The sequence below is a fragment of the Micromonospora sp. NBC_01412 genome, from assembly GCF_045040215.1.
Classification (GTDB): Bacteria; Actinomycetota; Actinomycetes; order Mycobacteriales; family Micromonosporaceae; genus Micromonospora; species Micromonospora rubida.
On sequence record NZ_CP109528.1, the window covers coordinates 4305796 to 4320882 of the forward strand.

Consider the following 15087-nt stretch of genomic DNA (forward strand, 5'->3'; position numbering starts at 1 on the left):
CGGTCACCCGCCGGCCATCCGCCGTGCGGGAGCTGTGGCGTGTGTTGGCCGGGAGGGTGGCCCGGCTGGTGGCCGGCCTGCACCAGACCTGGCGCCGCTCGTTGCAGGTCCGGGTGGTGACCATCACGCTGGTCAGCTCCAGCCTGCTCGTCGGCGGGTTCGCCTACCTGATCGCCGACAAGATCACCAACATCCTGTTGGAGAACGCCGAGACCGACGTCCGGCTCCGGCTCAGCAGCGGCAGCGACTACGCGGCGAAGCAGCTCAGCCTCTACAACCAGGCGCAGGAGGCCCAGCTCCAGGACACCATCGACGGCACGGTCAACTACCTGGCCGGCGGGGACCCGCAGCAGGTCAGCGGGGTGGTGGTCGGGATCATCGCCGACGACTACACCGGCATCATCGAGCCGCGCTTCTCCCCGGACGTGGAGGTCGGCCCGTTGATCAGCCGCGAGCTGCGGGCCACGGTCGCCGGGGGCAACATCGCCAGCCAGATCCGCACCGGCCGGCTGGCCGCCGACCCCACGAAATACCTCGTGTACGGCTCGCCGGTGCCGACCAGCTTCGGCCAGGTGGAGCTGTACTACCTGGTGCCACTGACCCGCCAGGACGCCACGGCGGCGGACGCCCGGGCCACCGTGGTGGCCACCGGGGCGGCGCTGGTGCTCCTGCTCGGCCTGCTCGCCGCCCTGGTCACCCGGCTGGTGGTGACGCCGGTGCGGGTGGCCGCCCGGACGGCCCAGCGGCTCTCCGCAGGCCTGCTCGACCAGCGGATGGTGGTCAACGGGGAGGACGACCTGGCACTCCTGGCCGCGTCGTTCAACCAGATGGCCACCAACCTGCAACGGCAGATCGTCCGGCTGGAGGAGATGTCGCGTTTGCAGCGCCGCTTCACCTCCGACGTCTCCCACGAGCTGCGTACCCCGCTGACCACGGTCCGGATGGCCGCCGACCTGATCTTCGCCGAGCGGGACGAGTTCGACCCGGCGGTGGCCCGCAGCGCCGAGCTGCTCCAGGCCGAGCTGGACCGGTTCGAGGAGCTGCTCACCGACCTGCTGGAGATCAGCCGCTTCGACGCCGGGTTCGCCATGCTGGACGCCGAGCCGACCGACCTGGTGCCGGTGGTGCACCGGGTCGCCGACCGGCTGGCCGGGCTGGCCGAGCGGGTCGGGGTGGCCATCGAGCTGGACGTGCCCGACGCCCCGGTGATCGCCGAGGTGGACCCGCGCCGGGTCGAGCGGGTGCTGCGCAACCTGGTCGGTAACGCCGTCGAGCACGGCGAGGCCAAGCCCGTCCTGATCACCCTCGGGCACGACCAGACGGCGGTCGCGATCACCGTCCGGGACCAGGGGGTGGGGCTCAAGCCGGGCGAGGAGAAGCTGGTCTTCAACCGGTTCTGGCGGGCCGACCCGTCCCGGGCCCGGCAGACCGGGGGCACCGGTCTCGGCCTGTCCATCAGCCTGGAGGACGCCCGGCTGCACGGTGGCTGGCTGGAGGCGTGGGGCGCGCCGGGCCAGGGCGCCCAGTTCCGGCTCACCCTGCCGGCCCGGGCCGGCGACCGGCTGACCACGTCCCCGCTGCGGTTGGTCCCCGGCGACGCGGCCCTGCCGTTCGGTGGCCCCCGGGACGGCGGGCTGCTCGCCATCGGCTCCGGCACCGGGGGCGCGCTGGCCATCGGGCCCGCCCCGGCGACCGGCGACCGCGCGGAGGTGGGGTCGTGACGCCGCGCCGCAGGCTCGCCGCGCCCCTCGCCGGGCTGATCCTGCTCACCGGGATCGCCGGCTGTGGCATCCCCAAGGAGTCCGAGGTCAGAGTCGACGGGCAGGTGACCGCCGCCAGGCCCGGCTCGTCGAGCTACCGCCGGGACGAGCCGCCGGGTCCCACGGCCAGCGGCACCGACCGCAAGGCCCTCGTCACGAACTTCCTCTCCGCCGCCGCGGGTGAGGCGGACCGGGCCTACTACCGGGTCAAGCAGTTCGTCGCCCCGGACGGGCGCGGCCGGATCCAGGAGAAGCAGGCCAGCGAGGTGGCTCTCACCGTGGTGCGACTGCGCGAGACGCCGGTGATCACCGAGACCACGGACGGCATCAAGGTCACCCTCCGGGTGCAGCAGATCGGCCTGTTGCGCGCCGACGGCACGCTGGTGCCGCCGGTGGCCACCGACACCGAGTACCGGTTCAAGCTGAGCGCCGCCCAGGAGGACAAGCCGGACGCCGGCTGGTACGTCAAGGACCCGCCGCCGAACGTGCTGCTGCTCAGCGACGACGCCCTGCGGCAGTACTACCAGACCCACACCGTCTACTTCTGGAACACCGACCGCACCCGGCTGGTGCCCGACCAGCGCTACCTGCCCCTGGCCGTGCCCGACGAGCGGCGGGTCACCGAGGTGGTGAGGTGGCTGACGGCCGGGCCGTCGGAGTGGCTGGGGTCGGGGACGCGCCGGCTGCCGGACGGCACCCGCCTGATCAACAACGCGACCGAGTCGGACGGGCAGTGGGAGGTCAACCTCGACATGCCCGTCGACGCGGACGACAAGCGGGTCGAGCAGTTCGTCGACCAACTCGTCTGGTCGCTGCCGGAGCTGGACGGCCAACTGGAGCTGAAGATCCACAACCAGTCCCGGAAGAAGGTGCCCGACCTTGCCGCGCACCGTCAGGCGAATCCGGCGTACCCGGTCACCGGCGACCCGCAGCGGTTCTGCGTCTACGACGGGGCGGTCCACCCGCTCGCCTTCGCCGGCGAGGCGAGCGGCCAGGTGCCGGTCGCGGCGGCGTACAACAAGGGCGTCGTGTCGGCCGGGTTCAGCCGCTCCGGCGACGCGGTGCTGGCCGCCCTGGTGACGGCCGGGCCGGACCAGCGGCAGCGGCTCACGGTCGGCGCCGGCGCGGCGCCGGTGAGCGTCTTCCAGCGCAGCACCCAGTCGTACGCCTCGATGGGCCGGCCGGTCTGGCTGCGCTCGCCCGACCCGGAACGCCCGCAGGGGCTGGTGGTGGCCGACGGCCGGCTCTACCGGTTCGACGGGAACGCCCAGCTCCGGGTGCTGCCGCTGACCGTCGAGGGCAAGGTGACGGCGGTGGCCGCCTCGCTGGACGGGCACCGGATCGCGGCGATCGTCGGAGGTGGCCTGTACGTCGCGGCGGTCAACCTGAACGGCGGGGTGGTCTCCGTGGGCCCGGCCCGCCGGCTGGTCACCTCGCTGACCGACCTCTCGGCGGTCGACTGGGCGACGGAGACCAGCCTGGACCTGGCCGGGTCGGTGGGGCGGCCGGCGGTCTACCAGATCAGCGTCGACGGCGCCCTGGAGACGGCGCTGCGCAACGACGTCGGCGCCCGGGTCACCCACCTGTCGACGTACCCGCTCAACCAGGTGGCGCCGTTCTCCGGCGGCAACCTGATGTACGAGGCGAACGGGGTGGCGTACCAGAACAACCCGTTCGGCACCATCAAGCGGGACCAGGTGCTGGAGGTGACCCCGCCGCCGGCCGGGGTACGGGCCGGCAACCCGACCGCCCCGTTCTTCCTCTACTGAGCGGGCGCGGTGCGCGGCGTCGTCGGCGGGCTCTGGGCGGATCTCACCGACCTGGTGCTGCCGGTGGAGTGCGCCGGCTGCCGGGACCGCACGGCGACCGTCCGGCGCGGGTTCTGCCCCCGCTGCGTGGCGGCGCTGGAGGCGCTGGCCCCCAGCCCCGTACGTCCCACCCCCGCCCCGGCCGGCCTGCCGCCGTGCGTCGCCCTCGGCCCGTACGCCGGGCCGCTGCGGGAGGCGCTGCTGGCGTACAAGGAGCGGGGCCGGCACGGGCTGGCCCGGCCGCTGGGTGGGTTGCTCGCGGAGGTGGTGGCCGACGCGGTGGGCGGGACGCGGCCGGTGCTGCTGGCCCCGGTGCCGGACTCGGCGGCGGCGGCCCGCGCCCGGTACGGCGACCACCTGAACCGGCTGGCCCGGCACGCGGCGGTCCGGCTGCGCCGGGCCGGGTGGCCGGTGCGGGTGGTCCGGCCGCTGCGGGCGCTGCCCCGGCCGGACTCGACGACCCTGGACCGTGCCGGCCGCGCCCGGGCGGTGGAGTCGGCGTTCCGGCCCCGCCCCGGGGCGGCCGTGCCCAGGCCCCGCGCCGGAGCGCCGACGCCGGTGGTCGTGTTGCTCGACGACATCGTCACCACCGGGGTCACCCTGGCAGCCGCCGGACGGGCGCTCAGCGCGACCGGCCTGTCACCGCAGGTCGCCGCGGTGCTCGCCGCGACCGAGAAACGACATCGCCGATGACGTTTCGTGTTTTCCGTTTCACCCGACCGTGTCCATCCTGTGAAAGTTCTGAGCCTTTCCGTGGCGGGGGGTGACTGGCGGACGAACAAGGGTTAGCGTTTTCGTGTCGGGGGTAGGAAGGCATTCCCACCCGCCCCCGGCGGTGAGAGGAGGCGGAGCCGCGCACTGACCCGGTCGACGCCGCACGGGCTTCCCAGAGGGCGAGCCGGCCGGGATTTCCGAATCGAAGGCCGTCCGAACAAGGGAGGTCACGTGGACATCGTGGTCAAGGGCCGAAACGTCGAGGTTCCGGATCATTACCGGGTACACGTAGCCGAGAAGCTCGCGAAGATCGAACGTTACGATCACAAACTTATTCGTGTTGATGTCGAGTTGTTCCACGAGCGCAATCCACGCCAGTCCGACCATTGCCAACGGGTCGAGATAACGTGCGTTTCCCGTGGTCCGGTGATTCGGGCCGAGGCCTGCACCGATGATTTCTACAGTGCGCTCGACGCCGCGATCGCGAAGCTGGACAACCGGCTGCGCCGGGCGGCGGACCGCCGTCGGATCCACCGGGGCCGGCACGCGCCGATCTCCGTCGCGGCGGCCACCGCCGACCTGCCGGTGGCGGATCTCGGGTCTCCCGTCGCGGCCCTCGACGGTTCGCGAACGGCCACCGCCGTCGCGGAACGGGTCGAGGAGGAGCACGACGACCAGCCCTGGCACATCGCCCGGGCGAAGCTGCACCCCGCCGAGCCGATGACCGTCGACGACGCGCTGTTCCAGATGGAACTGGTCGGGCACGACTTCTACCTGTTCCACGACAAGGAGTCCGGCCGCCCCAGCGTCGTCTACCGCAGACACGCCTACGACTACGGCATCATCTCCCTCGACGCCTGACCCCGACCGGCCGTTCCCCGCTGGCCCGCACGGGTCAGCGGGGAACGTCGGTGGCGAGCAGGGCGTAGATGAGAGAGTCGCTCCGGGTGCCGTTCGGGCCGGGCAGCCGGCCGCGCATCAGGCCCTCGCGGGAGAACCCGGCCTTCTCCAGCACCCGCTGCGAGGCGACGTTCTCGGGGCGGGTGCCCGCCCAGATCCGTGCGAGCCCGACCTCGTCGAACGCCCAGCCGGCGACGAGGCGGGCCGCCCGGGTGGCCAGGCCCCGGCCCCGCCCGGCGGGCAGCATGCTGTAGCCGATCATCGCCTGCCCGGTCGCCGGCTCGTCGTGGTACAGGGCGCACCCGCCGACCAGCTCGCCGGTCGCCGCGTCCAGGATGGCCAGGTCGGCGGCGACCCCGGCCAGCCAGCGGCTCTCCGCGAGCCGGCAGCGCCGCTCGATGTCGGCGAGCGACGGCGGCTCCGGCGGGACCCGGTTGGCGACCACCTCGGGCCGGCGGTGCAGCCGGTACATCCCCGCCACGTCGTCCGCGCCGACCGGGCGCAGGGCCACCACGCCGTCGGTGAGCCGGCCGCCGGGCAGATCGGGCAGGGCCCGGGCCACGGGGCCGGGCGGGTCGCCGGCCAGCCGCACCCAGCAGACCCGGTCGTGCCGGCCGCCGTCGCGGGTCGGGATCGCCGCGCGGCGTACCCCCTCGTGCCGGAAGCCGGCGGCGAGCGCGACCCGCTGGCTGGCCGCGTTCTCCGGGTGGGTGAGCAGCTCCAGCCGGGCCGTGCCGTGCGCGAACGCCGCAGCGGCCAGTGCCCGGGTCGCGGCGGAGGCCACGCCGCGCCCGCGCGCCCACGGCGCGACCCAGTAGCCGATCTCCGCCTGTCCCCGCGCCGGAACCGGGTTGCTCAGGCCGATGCCGCCGAGCAGCCGGTCGGTCGCCGGGTCCGCGACCGCGTACGCGGCCCGGCCGGTGGCCCAGGTCGCCGGGGCGCCCTCGGCGACCCACCACCGGGCGTCCGCCTCGGTGTACGGGCTCGGCAGGTCGGGCAGGAACCGCTGGGTGATCGGGTCGGAGCAGGCCGACGCGGTGTCCGCGACGTCGTCGACGTGGAACGGCCGCAGCCGGACCCCCTCGGCCTCGACGGTGTCGGGCAGCGCGCTCACGTCAGGTCCCCGGGGAGCAGCGAGCCGGTCCAGGCGTCGCCCCGGGCGCCGCCGCGGACGGTCAGCGCCGCCCGGGCCACGCCCTCCATGGTGAAGCCGGCCTTCTCCGCCGCCCGGCGGGAGGCGGTGTTGCCGATCAGCGCCCGCCACTCGATCCGGGCCAGGCCGAGGGTGGTGAAGCCCCAGGCGGCCAGGGCGACGGTCGCGGCCGGCACGTACCCCCGGCCCCGGGCGCGCGGCGCGGTCATGAAGCCGACCATGCCCTGCACCGGGTCGGCGGCGCAGATCCGCAGGTCGATCGAGGCGAGGTACCGGTCGTCGCCGTCGGCGACGGTGAAGTACGCCCCGGTGCCGCGCGCCCAGGCCGCCTCGGCGACGTCCCGCTTGAATCCCTCGGCGTTCGCCCGCTCGTACGGGGCCGGCACCGTGGTCCACTCGATCGTGTGCGGGTCACGGCAGGTCTCGGCGATCGCGTCCAGGTCGCGCTCCTCGATCGGGCGCAGCCGCAGCTCCCCGGCTCCGACGGTGGCGAACAGGGTGGGCTGCGCCCGGCCGAAGACGGCGGCCCGGCGGGCGTCCAGGGTCTCCGGGCCGGCCGGGCCGGGGGCGCCTGGCGCGGGCAGTTCGCCGGGGAGCAGGGAGCCGATCCAGCCCTCCCTCCGGCCGTCGGGCGCCGGGTGGGCCAGCCGCAGCTCGCCCTCGACCCGGAAGCCGGCGCGCAGCGCGGCCAGCAGGGAGGCGTGGTTGCCGATCTCGGCCTGCCAGAGCAGCCGGCGCAGCCCGAGCGCGTCGAACGCCCACCGGGCGACGGCCCGGGTGGCCCGGGCCGCGACGCCCCGGCCCCGGGCCCAGGGGGCCACCCAGTAGCCGATCTCACCGGTGTCGGCCGCCTTGTCCAGCGCCACCAGTCCGCAGGAGGCCAGCAGCTCCCCGGTGGCGGCGTCGCAGACGGCGAACGGGGCGCCGGTGCCGTCGCGCCAGGCCGCCGCGCTGAGCTCGGTGACGAATTCGCGGGCATGTTCGGGCAGGTACGGGCGAGGTACGGTGGTCCAGCGCTGGATGTCCGGATCCTGGCAGGCCCGGTGCACGACGTCTGAGTCGGTCGCCTGCCAGGGCCGCAGCAGCAGACCGTCCTCGGTGAGTTCCACGGGTTCCACCCGAGCCATCGTGCCGGATCGTTCGCGTTGGGCGTAACCGGATATCCCGCCGCCGGCTCGTTGTCCGAGCGTTATGTCGGTTTCGGCCGACCGGACCGCCGCCACCAGTGACCATCGGGCCGACGGAGCGCCTACGATGGGTCGAGACTGTCTAGGGGAGCGTTGATCCGTGTCGATTCTGGAAAAGGTCCTCCGCGCTGGCGAGGGCCGCATGGTGCGCCGGCTGAAGGCCATCGCCGCCGCCGTCAACTCGATCGAGGACGACTACGTCAACCTCACCGACGACGAGTTGCGGGGCCTCACTGACCAGTACCGGGAGCGGCTGGCCGACGGTGAGACCCTCGACGACCTGCTGCCGGAGGCCTTCGCCGCGGTGCGCGAGGCGTCCGCCCGGGTGCTCGGCCAGCGGCCGTACGACGTCCAGGTGATGGGTGGGGCGGCGCTGCACTTCGGCAACATCGCCGAGATGAAGACCGGTGAGGGCAAGACCCTGACCTCGGTCATGGCGGTGTATCTCAACGCGCTGTCCGGCAAGGGCGTGCACGTGATCACGGTCAACGACTACCTGGCCCCGCGTGACGCCGCCTGGATGGGGCAGGTGCACAGGTTCCTCGGGCTCACCGTCGGCGTGGTGCTGCCCAACCGGCCGGCCAGCGAGCACCGCGCCGCGTACGAGTGCGACATCACCTACGGCACCAACAACGAGTTCGGCTTCGACTACCTGCGCGACAACATGGCCTGGTCGAAGGACGAGCTGGTCCAGCGCGGCCACAACTTCGCGGTGGTCGACGAGGTCGACTCGATCCTGATCGACGAGGCCCGGACGCCGCTGATCATCTCCGGCCCGGCCGAGCACTCGGCCCGGTGGTACGGCGAGTTCTCCGGCGTGGTGGCCCGGCTCCAGCCCGGCAAGGACGGCGAGGGCGACTACGAGGTCGACTACGCCAAGCGCACCATCGCGGTGACCGAGCGCGGCGTGGCCAAGGTGGAGGACCGGCTCGGCATCGACAACCTCTACGAGTCGGTGAACACCCCCCTTGTCGGCTACCTGAACAACGCGATCAAGGCCAAGGAGCTTTACAAGCGCGACAAGGACTACATCGTCAGCGATGGCGAGGTCCTGATCGTCGACGAGTTCACCGGCCGCATCCTGCACGGGCGCCGCTACAACGAGGGCATGCACCAGGCGATCGAGGCCAAGGAGGGGGTGGAGATCAAGCAGGAGAACCAGACCCTGGCCACCATCACCCTCCAGAACTACTTCCGCCTCTACGAGAAGCTCTCCGGCATGACCGGTACGGCCCAGACCGAGGCGGGCGAGTTCAACAAGGTCTACAACGTCGGCGTGGTGACCATCCCGACCCACCGGCCGATGGTCCGGATGGACCGGGCCGACGTCATCTACAAGACCGAGAAGGCCAAGTTCAACGCGGTCGTCGAGGACATCGCCGAGCGGCACCAGGCCGGTCAGCCGGTGCTGGTCGGCACCGTCTCGGTGGAGAACTCCGAGATCATCTCCCAGCTGCTGCGCCGCCGGGGCATCCCGCACTCCGTGCTGAACGCCAAGTTCCACGCCAAGGAGGCGGAGATCGTCGCCCAGGCCGGGCGCAAGGGTGCGGTCACCGTGGCGACCAACATGGCCGGCCGGGGCACCGACATCCTGCTCGGCGGCAACGCCGAGTTCCTCGCCGCCAACGAGCTGCGCCAGCGCGGCCTCGACCCGGCGGAGAACGAGGAGGAGTACGCCAAGGCCATGGAGGAGGTCCTGCCCAAGTGGAAGCAGGCCTGCGAGGCCGAGGCGGAGGAGGTCGCGGGCGTCGGCGGGCTCTACGTGCTGGGGACCGAGCGGCACGAGTCCCGGCGGATCGACAACCAGCTGCGCGGCCGGGCCGGCCGGCAGGGTGACCCGGGCGAGTCCCGCTTCTACCTGTCCCTGCAGGACGAGCTGATGAAGCGGTTCCGGGCCGGCGCGGTCGAGGCGGTGATGGACCGCTTCAACATCCCCGAGGACGTGCCCATCGAGTCGAAGATGGTCACCCGTCAGATCAAGAGCGCCCAGGCCCAGATCGAGGGCCAGAACGCCGAGATCCGCAAGAACGTCCTGAAGTACGACGAGGTGCTCAACAAGCAGCGCCAGGTCATCTACGCCGAGCGCCTGCGGGTGCTCAACGGCGAGGACCTCTCCGAGCAGGTCCGCAACATGATCGACGACGTGATCGGCGCGTACGTGGTCGGTGCCACCAGCGACGGCTACGCCGAGGACTGGGACCTTGAGCAGCTCTGGTCCAGCCTCAAGCAGCTCTACCCGGTGGGCCTCGTCCTGGCCGAGTTGGAGGAGGAGATCGGCTCGCGGGCCGGCTTCGACCAGGACTTCCTGCTCGCCCGCCTCAAGGAGGACGCGAACGCCGCCTACGACCGGCGCGAGGAGCAGCTCGGCGAGGAGGGCACCCGCGAGCTGGAGCGGATGGTGCTGCTTCAGGTCATCGACCGCAAGTGGCGCGAGCACCTCTACGAGATGGACTACCTCCAGGAGGGCATCAGCCTGCGGGCGTACGCCCAGCGCGACCCGGTGGTGGAGTACCAGCGCGAGGGCTTCGACATGTTCGCCACCATGATGGACGGCATCAAGGAGGAGACGGTCGGCTTCCTCTACAACCTGGAGGTCCAGGTCCAGGAGGCCGAGCCCGAGGCCGAGGCCGAGGAGGTGCAGCTGCTGGACAAGCCGGTGGAGATCCGGGCCAAGGGCCTGGGCCGCGCCCCCCAGCAGCAGGGCCTGCAGTACTCCGCGCCGACCATCGACGGTGAGGCCGGAGCCGGGGCGGTCGCCGTGGAGCGGCCCGAGGAGCAGGCCCCGCCGGTGCGCGCGGCCCGCTCCGAGCGGCCGGCCCGGCCGGCGGCCCCGCCGGCCCCCGAGGCTCAGCGCCGCCCGGCCGCCTTCGGCGGGAGCGGGCACGCCGTGGCGGCCAGCTCCGCCCGGGAGACGGTCCCGGCCCGGGGAGAGGCCGGCGGCCCGTCGCGCAACGCGCCGTGCCCGTGCGGCTCCGGCCGCAAGTACAAGCGCTGCCACGGCGCGGCCAACGGCGGCAACTGACCCGTCCGGCGCCGCCGACAACGGCGCCCGTCCCACCAGCGAGCACCACAGCAGGGCCCCGGCGACCGCCGGGGCCCTGCTGTCCGCCAGGCCGCCCTGACTCCGGCGCCGTGCCCGGCCCTGGCTGCCGGCCCTGGCTCAGTGCCCGGCCCCGACCTCCGGGGCGCGGGCGCGGACGTCGGGTGCGGACGCTCCTATGGCGCGTCAAGTGGCTGGGGTGGGTTTTCAAGGCGTCGGTAGAGGTCTCGGGCGACGTAACGTTTGAGGCAGCGTTTGATCTCCCGGTCGGTCTTGCCTTGGGTTCGGCGGCGGTCGGCGTAGGCGCGGGTGTGTTCGTCGCGTTGTAGCCGGGTCAGGACGACGGTGTGTAGGGCGTGGTTGAGTTGGCGGTCGCCTGAGCGGTTGAGGCGGTAGCGGACGGTTTTGCCCGATGATGCGGGGATCGGGGCCACGCCGGCGAGCATGGCGAACGCGGCGTCGTCGCGGCAGCGTCCGGGGTGGGACCATGCGGTGAGCACGGTGGCCGCGACGATCGGGCCGACGCCGGTGAGGTCGAGCAGGTCCGGTCGCCAGGAGCGCACGATCGTCCGGATCGCCTTCTCGTGGGCGGTGGCTTCGGCTTCGAGGAAGCGGACGCGGCGGTCGAGGTCCCGCAACACGGTCAGGCAGGTGAACACCTCTACGCCGGCGTTGGTGGTGGGGCGTAGCCGGGTGGCGGTGGTGAGCATGGTCCGGGTGCTGTGACCACGGAACCGGGCCCGCACCACCTCCGGAGCGATGATCACCATGGCGTGCAGTTGCCGCTGGGCATCGGCGCTGGCTTCCACGGCCGCACGGCGGGCGGTCAGGCGCATCTGCAGCGCGGCCCGCTCGGGTCCGGTCTTGGGCTGCGCCAGCCTGGTGCGGGCCAGAGCATCGCGGGCGGCACGTTCGGCATCGATCGCATCGGACTTCGCCCCGCCACGGCGGGCCGGGCGTGACGGCCGGTCCAGCTCGACGACCATCTCACCCGCGTCGGCCAGGTGCCGGGCCAGGCCGGCGCCGTAGCCGCCGGAGCCCTCCAGCGCCCAGGCCCGCAGCCCCGAGTGCTGCTCGGCCAGGGCCACCAACTCGACATAACCGTCGGGATCGGTACTCACCGTGATTCTGGCCAGGACTCCGCCTGTGCGGGTGTCGAGCACCGCGGCGGTGTGGGTGTCCTTGTGCGTGTCGACGCCGATGACGACTTCGACCAGTTCTGCCAGCATGGACATGCGTTCTCTCCTCACCGTGGGGACGCAAGGGTCCGGTCCGGTGCGGAGATGGCAGGACTGTGATGAGACACGCCAGCCGCTAACTGGCGGTCAAGCTCCTGATCAGGCCAAACGTCTCCCGCCGGGCCGGCGCCGGCAGCAGCGGACGGACAAGTCCGCACAAAGGCACGAAGCCAGTCAGACGAAGAGTCACACCCACTGCTGCCGACATCAGCCCATCACCTGCGGACCGACCAGGCCAGCCTCACAGTCAGACGAGCTGGAGTACGGTGCAGAGCCAGCGGCCGCGCCGGTGTTCCAGGCGCAGCGCCATCGCCCAGGTGTGCCCGGCGGCGCTGCCCAGGACGGCGGCGGCCTCCACGGCCGCGGGGCGGGGCTCGCAGACCCGTAGCCGGCGCAGCCGCACGGTCGGGCGGGTGGAGCGGCGACGGACCGGGCCGGTGCGCGCCGCCGCCCTGGTCAGCTCGTGCATCACGTCCGCCGAGCAGGCCGGATCGCTCATCGGGCGGATCTGCCCGGGCGGTCGGTACCCGTTGAGGATCTCCAGGCAGGTGGTGACGAAGCGTTGGGCGGCCCGGGTGGCCTCCGGCGTGGCCGTGACCAGCGCGGCGGGCGGCGGGGCCTGCGGGGTGGCCCGCCCGGGACCGCCCGGGGTGGGGCGGGGGTCGTGTGGGCGTCCGCCGGGGCGGGCCGGGGCGCGGCGGTGCGCCTCGAACAGGTCGAGGGCCAGTTGGGCGGCGACCGGGCGGGGCCAGCCCTCGGCCGGCTCCTCGGTGAACGGCGGGTCGAGCGGGGGCGCCGGCCGCACCCGGACCGGAGGGCGGACGGGTCCGGGACGACGGGACTCAATCATCGATACCCCCGATGCTTGCGTTTACCTTCGTTTGCCTCCGACAGCCTCGATTCTCGGCCAGGTTGGTGCCCGGGGTCAATGCCGTTCGGTGTGGTGTCGCTACTCGGCGTCGCGGTCGTTCAGCGGGTTGTCCCGGACCCACTCGGCGGTCTCGGCGTACTTACGCTGGATGTACTCCTCAAGGCGGGCGCGCTCGACCCGCCACTGCCCCCGTCCGCCGACCTTGATCGCGGGCAGCTCACCGCCCCGCACCATGTGGTAGACCTGCGAGTCCGACACGTTGAGCTCGGCGGCCACGTCGGAGAGCAGCAGGAACCTCGGCTCCATGGAAACTCCCGGGGTTGACGTCGTTTGCCTCAGTTTGCCATCCGCTGCCGACAGCGTCGCCGACCCGCCGCCCGCGCGGCAACCCTCCGTGCGGCGGGTGCGGGGTGTATGACGGTCAAGGCGTACGGCATGATCGGCGCCCGGGGCCGGCGCACGCCGGCCGGCAGGCGGAGCGGGGGAGACGTACCGGTGACCGAGGAGCTTGTCCGGGTGTACGTGCCGGCGATCGTGCCGATGCTGGCCCGCCTCCCCGAGCAGGGGCTGCCCGAGACCGACGCCCACGCGGTGACCCCCGCCCTGCGCGAGTGGTACGCCGAGGGCGACGAGGAGCAACTGGAGTACGTCGCGTTCATCCGGGCCGCCCAGGACGCGCTGCTCCTGCTCCGGGACGATCCTGCCGCGCCCCGTCGGCGCGCGGTGGTCTCCGTCGACGTTCCCGCCTCGGCGCTGCGGCGCACCGACGACGTGCTCGGCTCCAGCGCGGTCCGCCTGGTCCGACCGGTGCCGGCGACGGCGGTGGCCGCGCTGCACGTCGACGGCGACGACGCGCGTGACGACGTGGCCGCCGCCGTTTCCGTGGCCGCCGAGGCGCTGACCGGCGACCCGGACGCCCAGTTCACCGTCGACGGCGCCGAGGACCACGAGCTGGAGTGGTACGACGTCAGCGAGCTGGAGCAGTTGCTGCGCGCCGCGTCCTGACACCGCCCCCCGTGTCGCCGTACCGCCGGGTCGGGCCCGGGGGTGACGGGGCGCGACGTCAGCGGTCGGCCGTGGCCTCGGTGGCGTCGTCGTCGCCCGGCGCGGGGCCCAGCGTGCGACCGAAGGCGATCAGCGCCGTGAGCGCGCCGACGAAGAGCACCCAGATCCCGTTGTCGATCCGGGAGGTGCCCAGCGAGGTCTGGGCGACCGCGTCCGCCTCGCTCAGCGCGCCGGCCAGGTCGAGCAGCGAGCGCCCGCCGACCCGGATGATGATCTCGGCGAGCAGCAGGAGCAGGCCGGGACCGGTCCCGGCCAGCAGGTAGCCGGGCCACCGGGGGGCGGGTGAGGCCGGGTCGTGCCGCTCGGCGCGCCGCCTGGCCCAGGTGAGGTACCCGAAGGCGAGCAGCCCCGCCAGCAGGCCGGCGAGCAGGGACTCCGACCGGGACACCCACTTCGCGGCACCGACCATCGACTCCTGGGTGTCGCCCGCGCCGAAGAGGTCGAACAGCGGGTCCCGGGCCCGGCTGAATGCCACCACGAAGACCAGCGCGCCGAGCGCGGCGGCGACGATCGCGCCGGCCACCCGGGCGTTGCCGGCGCCGGCAACGGCGCCGCCGATGATCGCCGCCGCGGCGGTGGTGCCGGCGATGACGTTGGTGGTCGCGTTGTCGAAGTAGGTCAGGTTGATCACCAATGCCGCCGCGAGCCCGACCAGCACGCCGGTGCCGACCGCGACGGCGAAGCGCAGGGTGACCCGCTCGGCGCCCCGCCTGGCCAGCAGGTTGGTCGCCGCCAGGGCGACCGCCGCGCCGGTCACCAGGGCGGCCGAGATGACCCCGGGCAGCGCGAACGCGGAGAGGCTGATCGCGGTGACCCCCGCCTCGGCGGAGGTGATCGCCGCCCGGGTGGACCAGAGCATCGCCGCCAGCCAGCCCACGGCCAGCAGCGCCAGCACGACCGCACCCGGGGCGCGGGCCGGGGGCGTACCCCCGGCGGCCGGTGCCGGCTCCACGGGTGCCGCAGGCCTCCGGTCGTCGCCGGGCTCGTCGGCCCCGGCTGGGGCGTCCCGCACCGGCTGGTCCGGCTCCGCGGCGGTGGAGCTGCCGGGCTGGTTGCTCATCGTCTCCCCTTCGACGGAGGCCCGGACCCGGCCGGCTCTGTCGGCGCGCGGGCGGGGCTGGTCACCGGCCATCCAGGGTACGCGCCGCCCGACCGCCGGCCCTCCGCCCGTCCGCAGCCCTCCGCCGCGCCCCACCCGTCCCGCGCCCCGGGTGGCGGCCGGCGAGGAATCGTAGGTGCGGCGCGGGCCAGGCGACGGAATCGCCGGGAGTCGAGGTGGGCCAGGCGGTGATTCGCAGGGCGGGGTTCGTGGCGCGGCTCGGGCCAGGTCGGGCGGGGTGGGGCCGGGGTG

General features: G+C 73.5%; 13 protein-coding genes. 6 read left to right on the forward strand and 7 right to left on the reverse strand.

The genetic code is table 11. The features are described 5' to 3' along the window. Positions 1-23 precede the first annotated feature (23 nt). The 3 genes from mtrB to OG617_RS19755 are packed head-to-tail and all read left to right on the forward strand — an operon-like array spanning position 24 to position 4261. Positions 24-1721: an MtrAB system histidine kinase MtrB gene (gene mtrB, locus OG617_RS19745; RefSeq protein ID WP_405103827.1), complete on the forward strand. Its 1698-nt coding sequence runs from the start codon at positions 24-26 to the stop codon at positions 1719-1721. Continuing rightward, a complete protein-coding gene (locus OG617_RS19750) occupies positions 1718-3529 on the forward strand; it encodes an LpqB family beta-propeller domain-containing protein (RefSeq protein ID WP_405094540.1) in 1812 nt (603 codons plus the stop codon). The genes mtrB and OG617_RS19750 overlap by 4 nt, the downstream gene beginning before the upstream one ends. A gap of 54 nt (positions 3530-3583) precedes the next feature. After that, positions 3584-4261: a ComF family protein gene (locus OG617_RS19755; protein ID WP_405103829.1), complete on the forward strand. Its 678-nt coding sequence runs from the start codon at positions 3584-3586 to the stop codon at positions 4259-4261. An 18-nt stretch (positions 4262-4279) separates the two neighbouring features. On the opposite strand, the gene OG617_RS19760 is transcribed toward OG617_RS19755, so the two are convergent. Then, complete coding sequence (locus OG617_RS19760) at positions 4280-4642, reverse strand: hypothetical protein (RefSeq protein WP_405104122.1); 363 nt, start codon at positions 4640-4642, stop codon at positions 4280-4282. On the opposite strand from OG617_RS19760, the gene hpf reads away from it, so the two are divergent. Further along, complete coding sequence (gene hpf, locus OG617_RS19765; RefSeq protein WP_405103831.1) at positions 4523-5143, forward strand: ribosome hibernation-promoting factor, HPF/YfiA family; 621 nt, start codon at positions 4523-4525, stop codon at positions 5141-5143. The genes OG617_RS19760 and hpf overlap by 120 nt on opposite strands. 34 nt (positions 5144-5177) lie before the next feature. Here the strand turns inward: hpf and OG617_RS19770 are convergent, their stop codons facing one another. Both OG617_RS19770 and OG617_RS19775 read right to left on the reverse strand, forming a co-directional pair. Next, complete coding sequence (locus OG617_RS19770; protein ID WP_405094541.1) at positions 5178-6296, reverse strand: GNAT family N-acetyltransferase; 1119 nt, start codon at positions 6294-6296, stop codon at positions 5178-5180. Next, positions 6293-7462 carry a GNAT family N-acetyltransferase gene (locus OG617_RS19775; protein ID WP_405094542.1) on the reverse strand — a complete coding sequence of 390 codons (1170 nt, stop codon included), beginning with the start codon at positions 7460-7462 and terminating at the stop codon, positions 6293-6295. The genes OG617_RS19770 and OG617_RS19775 overlap by 4 nt, the downstream gene beginning before the upstream one ends. Positions 7463-7622: 160 nt before the next feature. On the opposite strand from OG617_RS19775, the gene secA reads away from it, so the two are divergent. Then, positions 7623-10544 carry a preprotein translocase subunit SecA gene (gene secA, locus OG617_RS19780; protein WP_405094543.1) on the forward strand — a complete coding sequence of 974 codons (2922 nt, stop codon included), beginning with the start codon at positions 7623-7625 and terminating at the stop codon, positions 10542-10544. Between the two features lie 194 nt (positions 10545-10738). On the opposite strand, the gene OG617_RS19785 is transcribed toward secA, so the two are convergent. From OG617_RS19785 to OG617_RS19795, 3 genes are all read right to left on the reverse strand, one after another. Beyond that, positions 10739-11797 carry an IS110 family transposase gene (locus OG617_RS19785; protein ID WP_405094544.1) on the reverse strand — a complete coding sequence of 353 codons (1059 nt, stop codon included), beginning with the start codon at positions 11795-11797 and terminating at the stop codon, positions 10739-10741. A 250-nt stretch (positions 11798-12047) separates the two neighbouring features. Continuing rightward, positions 12048-12650: an Rv3235 family protein gene (locus OG617_RS19790; protein ID WP_405094545.1), complete on the reverse strand. Its 603-nt coding sequence runs from the start codon at positions 12648-12650 to the stop codon at positions 12048-12050. Positions 12651-12749: 99 nt separating this feature from the next. Next, positions 12750-12977 carry a helix-turn-helix domain-containing protein gene (locus OG617_RS19795; RefSeq protein ID WP_396676179.1) on the reverse strand — a complete coding sequence of 76 codons (228 nt, stop codon included), beginning with the start codon at positions 12975-12977 and terminating at the stop codon, positions 12750-12752. 189 nt (positions 12978-13166) lie between these two features. Between OG617_RS19795 and OG617_RS19800 the strand changes: the two genes are divergently transcribed. Further along, entirely contained in the window at positions 13167-13676 is a 510-nt protein-coding gene (locus tag OG617_RS19800; protein ID WP_405094546.1) for a DUF6912 family protein, read from the forward strand. 58 nt (positions 13677-13734) lie between these two features. Here OG617_RS19800 and OG617_RS19805 read toward each other — a convergent pair whose 3' ends face one another. Next, positions 13735-14796 carry a hypothetical protein gene (locus tag OG617_RS19805; protein ID WP_405094547.1) on the reverse strand — a complete coding sequence of 354 codons (1062 nt, stop codon included), beginning with the start codon at positions 14794-14796 and terminating at the stop codon, positions 13735-13737. Between the last annotated feature and the right edge of the window lie 291 nt (positions 14797-15087).